The following is a 14,775-nucleotide window of genomic DNA, read 5'->3' on the forward strand; positions in this document are numbered from 1 at the left end:
AGCTCTTCAGCGCCGATGGTAGTTGGGGGTTTCCCCCTGTGAGAGTAGGACGTCGCTAGGCCTTTTTATTTTTCATAACATCGCGGGGTGGAGCAGTCTGGTAGCTCGTCGGGCTCATAACCCGAAGGTCGCAGGTTCAAATCCTGTCCCCGCAACCAAAGCTATAAATAAATAAAGGGTTCCGTGGTGTAGCGGTTAACATGCCTGCCTGTCACGCAGGAGATCGCGGGTTCGATCCCCGTCGGGACCGCCATTTTTCATAAGCGAAACAAGATGTTTCGTGTTTTTTTATGCTTGGATTTGTTAGATACATAAGAGTAGTTAGATATCCTTGGGAGCTTATCCTAAGGTTTTTTTTATACTGTTAGGAAAGTATAAATTTCCAGCCGGAAGCTCCGACATTTATCACCCACTTCAAGCACATGATAGGCATTATCTGGAGAGCCTCCTCGTGGGAAGGCTGTGTTAGCGGGTAGGCGGAGTGTAGTTCAATTATTTTTCATTTGAAAAAATAGTATAATGAGAATCAGGAATTTATCTTTTCGTTCTTATAGAATGCTCAAGCATGGAAGAACGGATATACTATAAAAATAAGAAATAAGGCTGGTGAAGCAGTTGAACGAATATAAGATTAGAACCTCCTCTCCAGAAGATACAATGAAGATATCGGAAAAGCTGGGGATGTTAGCTGAGGAGCAGGATGTTTTTATTTTAGAGGGAGATTTAGGCGCAGGAAAGACAACCTTCACAAAGGGACTTGCAAAAGGTCTTGGTGTGAATCGAGTTGTAAATAGTCCAACCTTCAATATTATTAAGGAATACAAAGGAAGAATCCCTCTCTATCACATGGACGTATATCGATTAGCCGAGAGTGAAGAAGATCTAGGATTCGATGAGTATTTTTATGGGAGCGGTGTGACAGTAGTTGAATGGGCTCACTTAATTGAGCACTATTTGCCTTCCTCCTTACTTAAAATTAGTTTATTTCATGAAGGCAGCAACAATCGGGGCATTGTGTTAGAGCCGAAGGGAGAACGGTATATTAGATTATGTGAGGAGCTTTTGAAGAATGAAAGTATTAGCAATTGATACAGCGAATTATGTAATGGGCGTCGCGCTTCTCGATGAACAGCAAGTAGTAGGCGAAATTATTACAAATGTGAAGAAGAATCATTCTGTACGGCTCATGCCGGCAATTGAACAGCTATTGAAGGAATGCGATACAAAGCCGAGTGACCTCGAGAAAATTGTAGTGGCTGCAGGTCCTGGATCTTATACAGGGGTGCGTATTGGGGTGACAGTGGCTAAAACATTGGCCTGGTCCCTGCAAATCCCGATTACAGGTGTATCCAGTTTAGAGGTTTTAGCAGCAAATGCTTCTTACTTCGATGGTTATATTTGTCCACTTTTTGATGCAAGAAGACAGCAAATCTATACAGGTCTTTATACATATGAAGATACGCTCAAGGTAAAAGAAGAAGAACGTATTATCCTTATTTCAGAATGGCTTCTATTATTAAAGGAGTTAAATCAAAAAGTATTATTTATAGGGAATGATTTATCTATTCATAAAGAGACTATTATAGCTGCGTTAGGGGAGCAGGCTGTATTTGCTTCAACGGCTAAACATAACCCAAGACCAAGTGAACTAGGCTGCATTGGTTTACAAAAAGAGTCAGAGGAAGTACATACATTTGTACCAAATTATATTCGTATGGCTGAAGCAGAAGCAAATTGGCTGGCAAATCAAGCAAAATAGGGGAAAAGGAAATGAGTGAGTCAATCATATTTCGGGATATGAAACCCGAGGATATTGCACAGGTTGTTGCGATTGAACAGGTATCGTTTGCGATTCCCTGGACCTTCGAAACATTTGAACGCGAAATGACAATAAATGAATATGCCCGATATACTGTGATGGAGAAAGATGGTGCTATTATTGGTTATTGCGGAATGTGGCTCATTTTAGATGAATCTCATATTACGAATATCGCCATTCTACCTGAGTATCGCGGGAGGAATCTGGGAGAAGCATTACTAAATGAAGTGATTGAAAAAGCAAAAAAATTAGGAGCTCACTCGATGACGCTAGAGGTTCGTGTATCTAATGAGATTGCTCAAAAGCTGTACCGCAAGTTTGGTTTTTTAAACGGCGGTATTCGCAAACGATATTATACGGATAACTACGAGGATGCTCTTGTAATGTGGGTGAGATTATGACAAAAGTAGATAGTATTATATTAGGAATCGAGACGAGCTGTGACGAGACTGCCGTAGCTGTTGTAAAGAATGGTCATGAGATTTTATCTAATGTGGTGGCGTCTCAAATCGAGAGCCATAAGCGATTTGGAGGAGTAGTTCCAGAGATTGCATCTCGCCATCATGTAGAGCAAATTACAGTTGTATTAGAAGAAGCCTTGAGGCAAGCGGATGTAACGTTACAGGATATAGATGCGATTGCGGTGACAGAAGGGCCTGGTCTTGTTGGGGCATTATTAATTGGAGTGAACGCTGCAAAGGCAGTTGCATTTGCCCATGGAATCCCATTAGTGGGTGTCCACCATATTGCGGGTCATATTTATGCGAATCGTCTTATCACGGAGATGAAGTTTCCTTTGCTGTCTCTCGTTGTTTCCGGAGGGCATACAGAACTTGTTTACATGGAGAAGCATGGTTCGTTTGAGGTAATCGGGGAAACGCGTGATGATGCGGCTGGAGAGGCTTATGATAAGGTAGCAAGAACATTGTCCCTTCCGTATCCGGGCGGACCTCATATTGACCGCTTAGCACATGAGGGTCAGCCAGTTCTTGGCTTGCCGCGCGCTTGGTTGGAACCGGATTCTTATGATTTTAGCTTCAGCGGCTTAAAATCCGCAGTTATCAACGCTGTTCATAACGCAAAACAAAGGGGAGAGGTCATTGCCCCTGAAGATTTAGCAGCAAGTTTTCAGGACAGCGTCATCGATGTGCTTGTTACAAAAACAGTAAAAGCGGCTGTTGAATATGGAGTAAAGCAGGTATTGCTTGCGGGAGGTGTAGCTGCCAATAAAGGCCTGCGTAACCGTCTGCAGGAGGCATTTTCACCAATGCAGAACATAGAGCTCGTGATTCCGCCATTGTCGCTTTGTACGGATAATGCTGCTATGATTGCGGCAGCAGGTACTATTTTATACAGTCAGGGCAAGCGGGCCAATTTGGCTTTAAATGCAAATCCAGGCTTAGATCTCGAATGTTAGATTATAAACAGGAATCGCTTTTTCTGTGGATAAATATGTTGGGAAATGTGGTTAACCATCAATGATTTGTGTAAAAGTTGTTGATAAGTGGATGTTTCCTTGTTGATAATGTGGATAAGTTGATGAGGTTAAGCGGATCTGTGGATAAGGAAAACTCGCCGATTGGCGAGCCCCGCCCTTGGGTGAAGACAGAGGCGTAGTTGCCCTTATACTTTATTCTTAAAATTTCCCGCTACGTCGAATGGTCTTCCAGCTAGAAATTTATCCTTTCTTAAAGTGTAATAAAAAAGTCAGTGAAGCACTGACTTTTTTATTATGACTGGGTCATGTTGGTTCTTGGCAGGACACCGTCTAAACTTATTCTTGTAGGTTCTCCCACTCGGCCATATCAAGCTCAAGCTGCTCTTGCAGGGCTTGCTTTTCTGCATTGATTTGCTGAACCTGCTCATAATCTTGAAACACCTCGGGAAGACAGAGCTTTTCTTCTAATGCTGCAATTTGCTCTTCCCACTCCATAATGCGTGCCTCAAGCTCTTCAATCTTCCGGATTCGTTGTCGCTCCAGCTTTTTTCGCTCTTTATCCTCAAGATAGGTTCGTTTTTCTGCTGTTTGCTCAACCTTAGCTGGCTGCCCTTGTTCCTCTTGCTGTAGTTGTGCCCGCTCTAACATTTCCGCTTTCTTTTGTACATAATAGTCATAGTCACCTAGATACTCCTCTGAGCCCTCCCTTGACAGCTCAATCACCTTTGTAGCTACACGATTGATAAAATAACGGTCATGGGAAACAAATAAAAGGGTGCCAGGAAAATCGATTAAGGCATTCTCTAATATTTCTTTACTACTTAAATCCAGATGGTTTGTCGGCTCATCCAAGATTAGAAAGTTTGACCTTTGCATCATAAGTTTAGCGAGGGCGACACGAGCCTTTTCGCCACCGCTTAACGAAGAGACGGGCTTTAATACATCATCTCCAGAAAATAAAAAGTTGCCGAGAACTGTACGAATTTCTTTTTCCGGTTTTAGCGGGAATTCATCCCATAGCTCATCCAGAACACGTTTGGAGGAGGTCAAGTTTGCTTGTTCCTGATCATAGTAGCCAACCGTAACATTTGAACCAAAGGAAATCGTTCCTTGCAGCGGCTTCAGCCGTTCGATAATGGATTTTAGAAGCGTTGATTTTCCAATTCCGTTCGGTCCAACAAGAGCGATGCTGTCCCCTCGTGTAAGATGCATATGAATATGCTGAGCGATGGCCTCGTTTGCATATCCTATTTTTAAATCTTTCACCTTTAGCACATCATTTCCGCTTTGCCGGTCAATATCAAAGTGAAAGGAAGCCGATTTTTCATCGCCGAGAGGTCTTTCCATTAAGTCCATTCGTTCAAGCTGTTTTCGTCTGCTTTGCGCCCGTTTGGTTGTAGAAGCACGAGCGATATTTCGTTGGATGAAATCCTGTATTTTTGATACTTCTTCCTGCTGCTTTTCATAGCGCTTCATCTCCAGTTCATAGGAGGCAGCTTTTTCTTCTAAATATTTACTATAATTTCCTGTGAATTTTTTACTTTGCTTATTGGAAATTTCGTATACCTGTGTTACAAGACGATCCAAGAAATAGCGATCATGTGAAACAATTAAGATTGCTCCGGGATAGCCCTGTAAATACTGCTCTAACCATGTAAGTGTCTCAATATCAAGATGGTTTGTCGGTTCATCCAGAATAAGTAAATCTGGTTTTGTAAGCAGCATCTTGCCGAGAGCGAGCCTCGTTTTCTGCCCGCCGCTTAAGGTAGAGATGACTGTGCCGTGCGTTTCGATCGGAAAACCCAGCCCGCTCAATATGGAACGAATATCTGCTTCATATTGATAGCCTCCCTTTTCTTTATACGTTTGCTGTAATCTGTCATAATCGGAAAGCAGTTTATTGTAGCGCGTTTCATCAGTAAATACTTCCTCGCGTCCCATCTCTTGCTCTAGCCGGCGGATTTCCCGCTCGGTTGCTTGCAGCTCAGCGAATACGGTAATCATTTCCTCCCAAATGGTTAAGGAAGTTTCTAATCCAGTATTCTGGGCTAGATATCCCATTGTTACATCCTTTGGCTTGATGATTTCTCCTCCATCATACGATAGCTCGCCGGCAATGATTTTTAAAAGCGTAGATTTACCCGCACCGTTGCGGCCGACAAGCGCAACGCGGTCACGTGTTTGTACCTCTAGCTTTATATTTGATAGAATTACATCAGCGCCATACTGCTTTACCAATCCATTCACTTGTAGTAGTATCAATGCAATCACCTCTAGTTCGTCTCTCTTACATAAAACTTATGTTTTTCAATATAACTAAAAATAGTGTATAGTTTAAATTGAGTGACATAGTCTAGTTCTATTATACAAAGAAAGCTTTAGATGAATAAACTTCTACAAATTTATTCTAATAACATATAAAATGGAGTAGGGAGAAGCGAGGAGGGGGAACATCTATGGAGCAGCCGAAGATTCCGCAGGCAACTGCGAAACGATTGCCTTTATACTACAGGTTTATTAAAAATTTATCACTTTCTGGTAAGCAGCGTGTTTCATCAGCTGAGCTGAGTGAGGCAGTGAAGGTAGATTCCGCTACGATTCGAAGAGATTTTTCCTATTTTGGCGCATTAGGAAAAAAAGGATACGGCTATAATGTAAATTATCTTTTATCATTTTTTAGTCAAACACTCGATCAGGACGATGTAATTGGGGTTATTTTAATTGGGGTTGGGAATTTAGGAACCGCTTTCTTAAACTATAATTTCACGAAAAATAATAATACAAGGATTCAGATGGCATTTGATGTAGACACAGGAAAAATCGGGTCAACGATTGCGGATATCCCTGTTTATCATCTAGATGAACTAGAAGAGAGACTTACGGATGATATTAAGGTAGCAATTTTAACGGTGCCTTCTCATGTAGCGCAGTCAGTAACAGATCGATTGGCGAAAACTGCAATAGAAGGTATATTGAATTTTACGCCGGCTCGGATTGATGTTCCAGAGCATATTCGTATTCATCATATTGATTTGGCAGTGGAATTGCAGACGCTTGTCTACTTCCTCAAGCATTATCCAAAATAAAAAAAACGCGGCAGATGTCCCGCGTTTTTATTTTTTAGGCGTTTTTAGCTTTCGCAGCCTGATATTCAGAAGGATGAGCCTTAAGGCTAGTCCAAAATCGAATGTTGCCATAACAATTAAAAGCAGCGTATAAAAGTTCCAAATCGTAGTCTCCACACTTGTCACGGCTAAGTATGTGAAAACAGAACCGAGAACAAAATATAGTGTGGCCATAAACAGTGGTGAGCTTCGCATAATTAAAATCCTCCGATAAATGCTTGCAGTTTTTCAGCTTTTTGCATCATTCGCTCTATGTCGTCTTTAAATACAAGATTTATAAGTACAACAAAGGTATTCATCATCACATGAGCTGTGATAGGAACAATAATTCTTTGTGTTCGTACATATAGAAAGGCAAACACAATCCCCATGGACATATAAATGAGTAAATGGGAGAAATCCAAATGAACGGCAGCGAAGATTAGGGAGCTGATAATTGCCGCAACCAAAAAGTTATAACGTTTATAGAGTGTTCCAAATAAAATTTTTCTAAAAACAATTTCCTCGAGTACAGGCGCCAACACAGATGTTACAAGAATGAACCAAGGTGTGGCAGCTGCAATTTCAATGAGCTGTTCTGTGTTTTCGGAACCGGGTTCAATACCGAATACTTTCATTTCAATCATTCCTGCAATCGTCTGTGCGAAGAAGGCCAAGAAGACCCCTGTTATCATCCAAACGACTGTTGTAGCCGCATTTGATTTTTGGCCATTTGTGCTAATCTGCCCCCGGTCTTTTCTCAAAAGCCATAGAATAATGAGAAGGGCCGTGAGAAAGCTGATAATAGCCCAATGTCCGGAAGCTATCTGGAGCTTCGCCTCGCGTTCATACTGATTATACCATCCTGTTTTAATTAAAAGTGGTAGTCCGATTGCGCCGGATAGCTGCATTGCAATATATGTAACAATGATCCAGCCGTAGCGTTTATTCAAATTACATAACCCCTTTTTTGCTATAAATTTTCGTTTGTAAAAAGGAAAACAGAGTTTTGTATCGAAAACAATTTATGGTATGTGTCTCATTGTAACATAGAATACGGTTGGAACACGAAGGGAATGTTTTCGAAGCGATTGGATATACTGTGTGAGGGTCAGGATAAGCAAAACAATGGTTGTTTTCACAAATTTTGTGAGTTTTTTGCTTGCAAAAGAAAAATGGATTCATTATTATAATAAGTGTGTTAGCACTCGTTGGTATCGAGTGCTAATAAGATAAAACTTATATACTTATTGAGGAGGTTATTTTCATGCTAAAGCCATTAGGTGATCGCGTTGTGATTGAACTCGTTGAAGCAGAAGAAAAAACTGCAAGCGGTATCGTTTTACCAGGTACTGCACAAGAAAAGCCGCAAGAGGGAAAAATTGTGGCAGTCGGCACAGGTCGTGTTCTTGAAAACGGTGAGCGCGTAGCTTTAGAAGTAGCTGTAGGCGACCGTATTATCTTCTCAAAATACGCTGGTACTGAAGTGAAGTACGAAGGCACAGAATACTTAATTTTACGTGAAAGCGACATTTTAGCGGTAATCGGCTAATTTTATACATTTTTACTAAACAACTATTAGGAGGTCATGAAACATGGCAAAGGATATTAAGTTCAGTGAAGATGCTCGTCGCGCGATGCTTCGCGGTGTAGATACTCTTGCAAATGCGGTAAAGGTTACACTTGGCCCAAAAGGACGTAATGTTGTATTAGAGAAGAAGTTCGGTTCTCCGCTAATTACAAATGACGGTGTAACAATTGCAAAAGAAATCGAATTAGAAGATGCATTTGAAAACATGGGTGCAAAGCTTGTTGCGGAAGTAGCTAGCAAAACGAATGATGTAGCGGGTGACGGTACAACAACTGCGACTGTACTTGCGCAAGCTATGATTCGTGAAGGCTTGAAAAACGTAACAGCTGGCGCAAACCCAATGGGTCTTCGCAAAGGAATTGAAAAAGCTGTTACAGCTGCGGTTGACGAATTAAAAGCAATTTCTAAGCCAATTGAAGGCAAATCTTCGATTGCACAAGTAGCTGCGATTTCTGCTGCTGACGAAGAAGTAGGACAATTGATTGCTGAAGCGATGGAGCGTGTAGGCAATGATGGTGTTATTACACTAGAAGAATCTAAAGGCTTCACAACAGAATTAGATGTAGTAGAAGGTATGCAATTTGACCGCGGTTACGCTTCTCCTTACATGATTACAGATTCTGAGAAAATGGAAGCTGTTTTAGACAATCCGTATATCTTAATTACAGATAAGAAAATCACTAGCATTCAAGAGATTCTTCCTGTATTAGAGCAAGTGGTACAACAAGGTCGTCCATTGCTTTTAATCTCTGAGGATGTAGAAGGTGAAGCATTGGCTACATTAGTAGTTAACAAACTTCGCGGAACATTTAATGCAGTAGCTGTTAAGGCTCCTGGCTTTGGTGATCGCCGTAAAGCGATGCTAGAGGATGTTGCAATCCTAACAGGCGGTGAAGTAATCACTGAAGAATTAGGCCGTGATTTAAAATCTGCAACAATTACATCTTTAGGACGTGCAGCAAAGGTAGTTGTTACAAAAGAGAACACTACAATTGTTGAAGGTGCGGGAAGCCAAGATGCAATTGCAGCGCGTATCAACCAAATTCGTGCGCAGCATGAAGAGTCTACTTCTGAATTTGACCGTGAGAAATTACAAGAGCGTCTTGCTAAGCTAGCAGGCGGTGTAGCGGTAATTAAAGTTGGTGCGGCTACAGAAACAGAATTAAAAGAACGCAAACTTCGCATTGAAGATGCTTTAAACTCTACGCGTGCAGCAGTAGAAGAAGGTATCGTAGCAGGCGGTGGTACTGCGTTGATGAACGTATACAGCAAGGTTGCAGCAATTAATGCAGCTGGTGATGAAGCTACAGGTGTAAGCATCGTTCTTCGTGCTTTAGAAGAGCCTGTACGCCAAATCGCAATTAATGCAGGTCTAGAAGGATCTGTAGTAGTAGAGCGCTTAAAGCATGCGGCAGTTGGAACAGGTTTCAACGCAGCTACTGGCGAATGGGTGAACATGATCGAGTCTGGTATCGTTGACCCTACAAAAGTAACTCGTTCTGCTCTTCAAAACGCAGCATCCGTTGCGGCTATGTTCTTAACAACAGAAGCTGTTGTGGCTGACAAGCCAGAAGAGAAAGGTGCTGGAATGCCTGACATGGGCGGCATGGGCGGCATGGGTGGAATGGGCGGCATGATGTAATATCTGCTCGCAAAAAGAACCATCTTCGTTAAAACGAAGATGGTTCTTTTGTTTGGTTAATTTACACTGTAAGAAAGTATAAATTTCTAGCTGGAAGACAATTCGACGTAGCGAGAAATGTTAGGAATACAGTATCAGTAGGGCTACGCCTCTGTCTTCGCTCGGGGAGCAGAACTTTCCAGCCGGCGAGTCTTCTTTATTTATTTTAAGGAGTAAACGCTTTCGACTCAGTTTTTTATAAAAGGTAAACATTGTCATATGAAAAACGAGGAAATGTTAGGAAAAAGCCTAAAATCTCTCTTGAATTCTGCTAGTTCTCTCTTGACCGTGGTTATATTTCGTTGTTACAATCGAAAAGGACATAAAAGCACCTTCATATATACTCAGCGATATGGGCTGAGAGTCTCTACCGGGTTACCGTAATATAACTCGACTATGAAGGCAGGTATTCTACTTTTTTAAAGAACGGGTATATTCTTTAGGAAGCTAGAATTCTGCCTTTTCTTATTTTGAGGCAGAATTTTGGCTTTTTTTGTACTGTTTTTGAAACTGCTTAGGCAGAATAAACGTTGAGGTGATGAATTTGAGTAAACAGCATGATTTCATCGTAGTATTAGATTTCGGAAGCCAATATAATCAATTGATTGCGCGTCGTATTCGTGAATTTGGTGTGTACAGCGAGCTTCATCCACATACATTGACAGCTGAAGAGATTAAAAAAATGAATCCAAAGGGAATCATTTTCTCTGGCGGCCCGAACAGTGTATATGGCGATCAAGCTTTCCGTTGTGATGAAGCGATTTTTGAGTTAGGTTTACCAATTTTAGGTGTTTGCTACGGTATGCAGCTAATGACAAAACATTTAGGCGGTAAGGTAGAGCGTGCAGAGCATCGTGAGTATGGAAAGGCTGTTTTAGAAGTAAAAAATGAATCCAAGCTTTACAGCAATCTTCCTAGCGAGCAGGTTGTTTGGATGAGCCACGGAGATTTAGTAACGGGCTTGCCGGAGGGCTTTGTTGTTGATGCAACGAGTGCATCGTGCCCGATTGCTGCTATGAGCAATGAAGCGCGCGGATTTTATGGCGTACAATTTCACCCGGAGGTTCGTCATTCCGAATACGGTAATGATCTGTTGAAAAACTTCGTATTTGAGGTTTGCGGCTGCAGCGAAGGCTGGAACATGGGTAACTTTATTGAAACAGAATTGCAAAAAATTCGTGAGACAGTAGGCGACAAAAAGGTACTCTGTGCATTAAGCGGCGGTGTAGACTCTTCTGTTGTAGCGGTATTAATTCATAAAGCGATCGGTGATCAATTAACATGTATTTTCGTAGACCATGGCTTGCTTCGTAAAGGAGAGGCTGAGGGTGTAATGAAGACGTTCAGCGAAGGCTTCCATATGAACGTAATTAAAGTGGATGCACAGGAACGCTTCTTAAGCAAGTTAGTGGGTGTTACAGACCCAGAACAAAAACGAAAAATTATCGGAAATGAATTTATCTATGTGTTCGATGATGAGGCATCCAAACTGCAAGGAATGGATTTCTTGGCACAAGGAACATTGTATACAGATATTATTGAGAGTGGAACGGCAACTGCACAAACAATTAAATCACATCACAATGTAGGCGGCCTTCCTGAAGATATGCAATTTACATTAATTGAGCCATTAAAAACATTGTTTAAGGATGAAGTACGTGCGCTTGGTACGGAGCTTGGTATTCCAGATGAGATTGTATGGCGTCAACCATTCCCAGGTCCTGGTCTAGGAATTCGTGTATTGGGTGAAGTAACAGCTGAAAAGTTAGAGATTGTTCGTGAATCCGATGCAATTTTACGTGAAGAAATTACGAATGCTGGACTTGAACGTGAAGTTTGGCAATATTTCACAGCGTTACCTGGTATGAAAAGTGTAGGGGTAATGGGAGATGAAAGAACATACGATTATACAGTAGGAATTCGCGCGGTTACATCTATTGATGGGATGACTGCTGACTGGGCTCGTATTCCTTGGGATGTATTAGAGAAAATCTCTGTACGGATTGTAAATGAAGTTAAGCATGTAAACCGTATTGTGTACGATATTACAAGTAAACCGCCTGCAACAATTGAATGGGAATAAATTCCGAACGAAAACGAACATTTATTTATAAATGTTCGTTTTTTTATTGACAATAATTTATACGGAAAGTAAAATGGTAAGGTATTTTATTCATATATAAAAGCCATCGTATAATATTGGGGATATGGCCCAAAAGTTTCTACCTAGCCGCCGTAAATGGCTAGACTACGAGGTGCTGGGACGAAAATTCTTGTTTTTGTCCTCGACGCCTCCATCTAAGTATGGAGGCATTTTTTGTTGGCCCTGTTTAGGGAATAATACAAAAAACATCTTGTAATATGGAGGGAAAGTAATGAAACGCTATTTTCAATTTGAGGAGCTTGGCACGAATTATAAAAGAGAGTTCATTGCCGGCTTAACGACGTTTTTATCGATGGCTTATATTTTGTTTGTTAACCCTGCTACTTTATCTTTAAGCAGCGTTAAGGGTCTTCCTGCGGGAATGGGTATGGACCCGGGAGCTGTATTTGTAGCAACTGCATTAGCTGCAGCTGTGGGTTCCTTAATTATGGGTATTTTCGCTCGTTATCCAATTGCCTTAGCTCCTGGTATGGGGATTAATGCATTTTTTGCTTATACAGTTATCTTAACAATGGGAATTCCTTGGCAAACTGCTATTGCCGGTACGCTGGTTTCTGGTCTTGTATTTATCGTGTTAACAGCTACAGGTCTTCGTGAAAAGATCATTAATGCAATTCCTGTTGAATTAAAGCACGCAGTTGCTGCAGGTATTGGTTTGTTTATTGCATTTATCGGATTCCAAGGTGCAGGTATTATTGTTAATAATGATGCAACACTTGTAGGTTTAGGTGATTTTACAAAAGGTTCTACTTTACTTGCGATTTTTGGAGTTGTTTTAACAGTTATTCTTATGACAAGGAAGATTAACGGTGCTGTGTTCTATGGTATGGTTATCACAGCTGCTGTCGGCGTGGCGACAGGATTAATCGATGCTCCAAAACAAGTAATTGGGGCGGTTCCAAGTCTTGCGCCAACATTTGGTGTAGCACTAGCGCATATCGGTGATATCTTTACTGCGAAAATGATTTTGGTTGTTTTAACATTCTTCTTTATTGATTTCTTTGATACAGCAGGTACGTTAGTTGCGGTTGCTAATCAAGCTGGCTTGATGAAAGACAACAGGCTTCCTCGTGCAGGTAAGGCGATGTTTGCGGATGCAGCTGCAACAACAATTGGAGCAGTATTTGGTACATCTACGACAACAGCTTATATTGAGTCTTCCGCAGGCGTAGCAGCTGGTGGACGTTCAGGATTTACAGCAGTTGTAACTGCGTGCTTCTTCCTTTTAGCACTTCTATTTTCACCATTGCTTAGTGTTGTTACTGCAGCAGTAACTGCTCCAGCTCTTATTATTGTTGGTATCCTTATGGTATCTTCTTTAGGTGAAATTGATTGGAAGAAATTCGAAGTGGCAGTTCCTGCATTCTTCACATTAATTACAATGCCTCTTAGCTACAGCATTGCAACTGGTATTGCAATTGGCTTTATCTTCTATCCAATTACAATGGCTGTAAAAGGACGTGGAAGAGAAGTTCACCCAATTATGTATGCAATGGCAGTGATTTTCGTACTGTATTTCATTTTTGTTAGAGAATAATTAAAAAGCGATGCTCAGCATCGCTTTTTTCGCATTTGTAAGAAGGTATAAATTCTCAAACAGAAACGAGTTTGGTATAGCAAGAACTTTTAAGAATAAAGTGTAACTATGCTTCGGTCTTCATCTAATGGCTCGCCAATCAGCGAGCTTTTTCTATTTATAAGTAATCGCTTGCTTTCCGTACTGCTCCCAGCCGCGGATGAAGGAAGCAAGCGGAACTCTTCTGTTTTTTATATTGGCAAGAGGGTCATTGAAATAAACGTATTGATTATCATACCCAGTCAAAAGAACGCTATGTTCCTTATAGGTAATAGAGACTGGACCTTGCGGTGTTTGCCAAGTCCGCCAATACCGTGCGGGAACTCTTTCGAAAGTGCTTGTTGAAATGACCCATACTGGTTTTTGCTGTCCGAGGTGAAACAGCACCGCTTTAAATGAAGATCCAGTTATATTGATAGCTCGGCCTTGTAAGTGTCGATTAGCTAATTCATATATAGGACCGTGGAATACACCAAAACCAGGCCGTGACATAGTTGTCATGCTTCCAACAAATCCTTTATGGGGATTTCCGAAATAAACGGTTTGCCCAATCCTTCTATAGGGTGTAGGATCTTTTTTTATTTCTTTTGCTAAAGTTAACTTACTGACATTAACCCCCTTATAATGCAGCAGCATAGCCAAACTTGTGACCTCACAACCCCTTGGAAGCCCTGGCATTTGCGAAATAAGGGGAACATCCAACAAAACGGAGGGAGGGTGAGACAGAGAAGGAACAGCCTCACCTTTAGATGGTTTATCTAACATAAGAGACCAAATGTTAAGCGTGTCTATGTGTGGCTTCTGATATGAAGCTAATGGACAGGCGGGTTTATACATAAGTGTTATGCATAAAACTAAGATGACGATCCATCTTCTATATGAATTCAATACTGTTTCACTCCAATCATCGTTGATTTTATCAAATAATAGATAAGAACATCCCTTCCTTCGGCCAACAGAGGTCCCTCTTGTAGGAAAGGGGTGTGAGCGAGTAGGTGATGGGGTAGTTCAGTAGTATTAGTTTTTGTATGAAAAGAATGTTTCTTTCGAATTGGCAATTGGCGTTTTATCCCCACATCTACCAAATTTATCAATGGATAAAGAGAGACTAGCAGTTGTATGTTATTTTGATTGGAGATCATTCGTTAATAATTTTTAAAAAGGTTATTGACGAGTCATATAGAAAAGAGTATTATAAGAAACATCGCTTCTAACAAAACAAAGAAAACAAAAAAGAATGTTGACATGTTTTTTAGGATATGATAAATTATTGAAGTCGCATTGAGCGATAACATAGTTCTTTGAAAACTGAACAAAACACAAAACGTCAATGTTTTATTTTAAAAGCTAGACAAACACTTTTATGGAGAGTTTGATCCTGGCTCAGGATGAACGCTGGCGG

At 41.0% G+C, this 14,775-nt stretch carries 13 protein-coding genes, 2 tRNA genes and 2 riboswitches; of the genes, 11 read left to right on the forward strand and 4 right to left on the reverse strand.

From position 1 onward, the window contains the following. Window positions 1-81: 81 nt before the first annotated feature. From AAHB12_RS29815 to tsaD, 6 genes are all read left to right on the forward strand, one after another. Window positions 82-158, forward strand: a tRNA-Met gene (locus tag AAHB12_RS29815). A 19-nt stretch (window positions 159-177) separates the two neighbouring features. Beyond that, window positions 178-253 (forward strand) — tRNA-Asp (locus tag AAHB12_RS29820). 362 nt (window positions 254-615) lie between these two features. Continuing rightward, on the forward strand, window positions 616-1,089 hold the full coding sequence (gene tsaE, locus AAHB12_RS29825) for a tRNA (adenosine(37)-N6)-threonylcarbamoyltransferase complex ATPase subunit type 1 TsaE (RefSeq protein ID WP_342048727.1): 474 nt from the start codon (window positions 616-618) through the stop codon (window positions 1,087-1,089). Then, window positions 1,070-1,759, forward strand: coding sequence for a tRNA (adenosine(37)-N6)-threonylcarbamoyltransferase complex dimerization subunit type 1 TsaB (tsaB, locus tag AAHB12_RS29830; RefSeq protein ID WP_129731843.1), 690 nt, complete (start codon window positions 1,070-1,072; stop codon window positions 1,757-1,759). The genes tsaE and tsaB overlap by 20 nt, the downstream gene beginning before the upstream one ends. 11 nt (window positions 1,760-1,770) lie before the next feature. Further along, window positions 1,771-2,220, forward strand: a complete 450-nt coding sequence (gene rimI / locus AAHB12_RS29835) for a ribosomal protein S18-alanine N-acetyltransferase (protein WP_342048728.1) — start codon at window positions 1,771-1,773, stop codon at window positions 2,218-2,220. Beyond that, window positions 2,217-3,236, forward strand: coding sequence for a tRNA (adenosine(37)-N6)-threonylcarbamoyltransferase complex transferase subunit TsaD (gene tsaD, locus AAHB12_RS29840; RefSeq protein WP_342048729.1), 1,020 nt, complete (start codon window positions 2,217-2,219; stop codon window positions 3,234-3,236). The genes rimI and tsaD overlap by 4 nt, the downstream gene beginning before the upstream one ends. A 357-nt stretch (window positions 3,237-3,593) precedes the next feature. Here the strand turns inward: tsaD and AAHB12_RS29845 are convergent, their stop codons facing one another. Continuing rightward, complete coding sequence (locus tag AAHB12_RS29845; protein ID WP_342048730.1) at window positions 3,594-5,519, reverse strand: ABC-F family ATP-binding cassette domain-containing protein; 1,926 nt, start codon at window positions 5,517-5,519, stop codon at window positions 3,594-3,596. Between the two features lie 194 nt (window positions 5,520-5,713). Here AAHB12_RS29845 and AAHB12_RS29850 point away from each other — a divergent pair, with 194 nt between their 5' ends. Next, window positions 5,714-6,343: a redox-sensing transcriptional repressor Rex gene (locus AAHB12_RS29850; protein ID WP_129731851.1), complete on the forward strand. Its 630-nt coding sequence runs from the start codon at window positions 5,714-5,716 to the stop codon at window positions 6,341-6,343. Window positions 6,344-6,370: 27 nt separating this feature from the next. Here AAHB12_RS29850 and AAHB12_RS29855 read toward each other — a convergent pair whose 3' ends face one another. Next, window positions 6,371-6,577: a YdiK family protein gene (locus tag AAHB12_RS29855; protein WP_129731853.1), complete on the reverse strand. Its 207-nt coding sequence runs from the start codon at window positions 6,575-6,577 to the stop codon at window positions 6,371-6,373. A 2-nt stretch (window positions 6,578-6,579) separates the two neighbouring features. Next, window positions 6,580-7,314 (reverse strand): CPBP family intramembrane glutamic endopeptidase, encoded by a 735-nt coding sequence (locus AAHB12_RS29860; protein WP_342048731.1) that lies wholly within the window; start codon window positions 7,312-7,314, stop codon window positions 6,580-6,582. A gap of 314 nt (window positions 7,315-7,628) precedes the next feature. On the opposite strand from AAHB12_RS29860, the gene groES reads away from it, so the two are divergent. The 4 genes from groES to AAHB12_RS29880 all read left to right on the forward strand — a co-directional run bounded on the left by groES (window position 7,629) and on the right by AAHB12_RS29880 (window position 13,334). Next, window positions 7,629-7,913: a co-chaperone GroES gene (gene groES, locus AAHB12_RS29865; RefSeq protein ID WP_129731857.1), complete on the forward strand. Its 285-nt coding sequence runs from the start codon at window positions 7,629-7,631 to the stop codon at window positions 7,911-7,913. A 43-nt stretch (window positions 7,914-7,956) separates the two neighbouring features. Further along, window positions 7,957-9,594, forward strand: a complete 1,638-nt coding sequence (groL, locus tag AAHB12_RS29870; RefSeq protein WP_342048732.1) for a chaperonin GroEL — start codon at window positions 7,957-7,959, stop codon at window positions 9,592-9,594. Window positions 9,595-9,947: 353 nt separating this feature from the next. Then, window positions 9,948-10,050, forward strand: a riboswitch (purine riboswitch). Between the two features lie 121 nt (window positions 10,051-10,171). After that, entirely contained in the window at window positions 10,172-11,716 is a 1,545-nt protein-coding gene (gene guaA / locus AAHB12_RS29875) for a glutamine-hydrolyzing GMP synthase (protein ID WP_129731861.1), read from the forward strand. 86 nt (window positions 11,717-11,802) lie between these two features. Next, a riboswitch (purine riboswitch) is annotated at window positions 11,803-11,904 on the forward strand. A 104-nt stretch (window positions 11,905-12,008) separates the two neighbouring features. Then, window positions 12,009-13,334: an NCS2 family permease gene (locus AAHB12_RS29880; RefSeq protein WP_342048733.1), complete on the forward strand. Its 1,326-nt coding sequence runs from the start codon at window positions 12,009-12,011 to the stop codon at window positions 13,332-13,334. A 153-nt stretch (window positions 13,335-13,487) separates the two neighbouring features. Here the strand turns inward: AAHB12_RS29880 and AAHB12_RS29885 are convergent, their stop codons facing one another. Next, entirely contained in the window at window positions 13,488-14,261 is a 774-nt protein-coding gene (locus AAHB12_RS29885; RefSeq protein WP_342048734.1) for a C39 family peptidase, read from the reverse strand. Window positions 14,262-14,775: the final 514 nt, after the last annotated feature.

It is taken from the genome of Bacillus sp. OTU530, assembly GCF_038440375.1.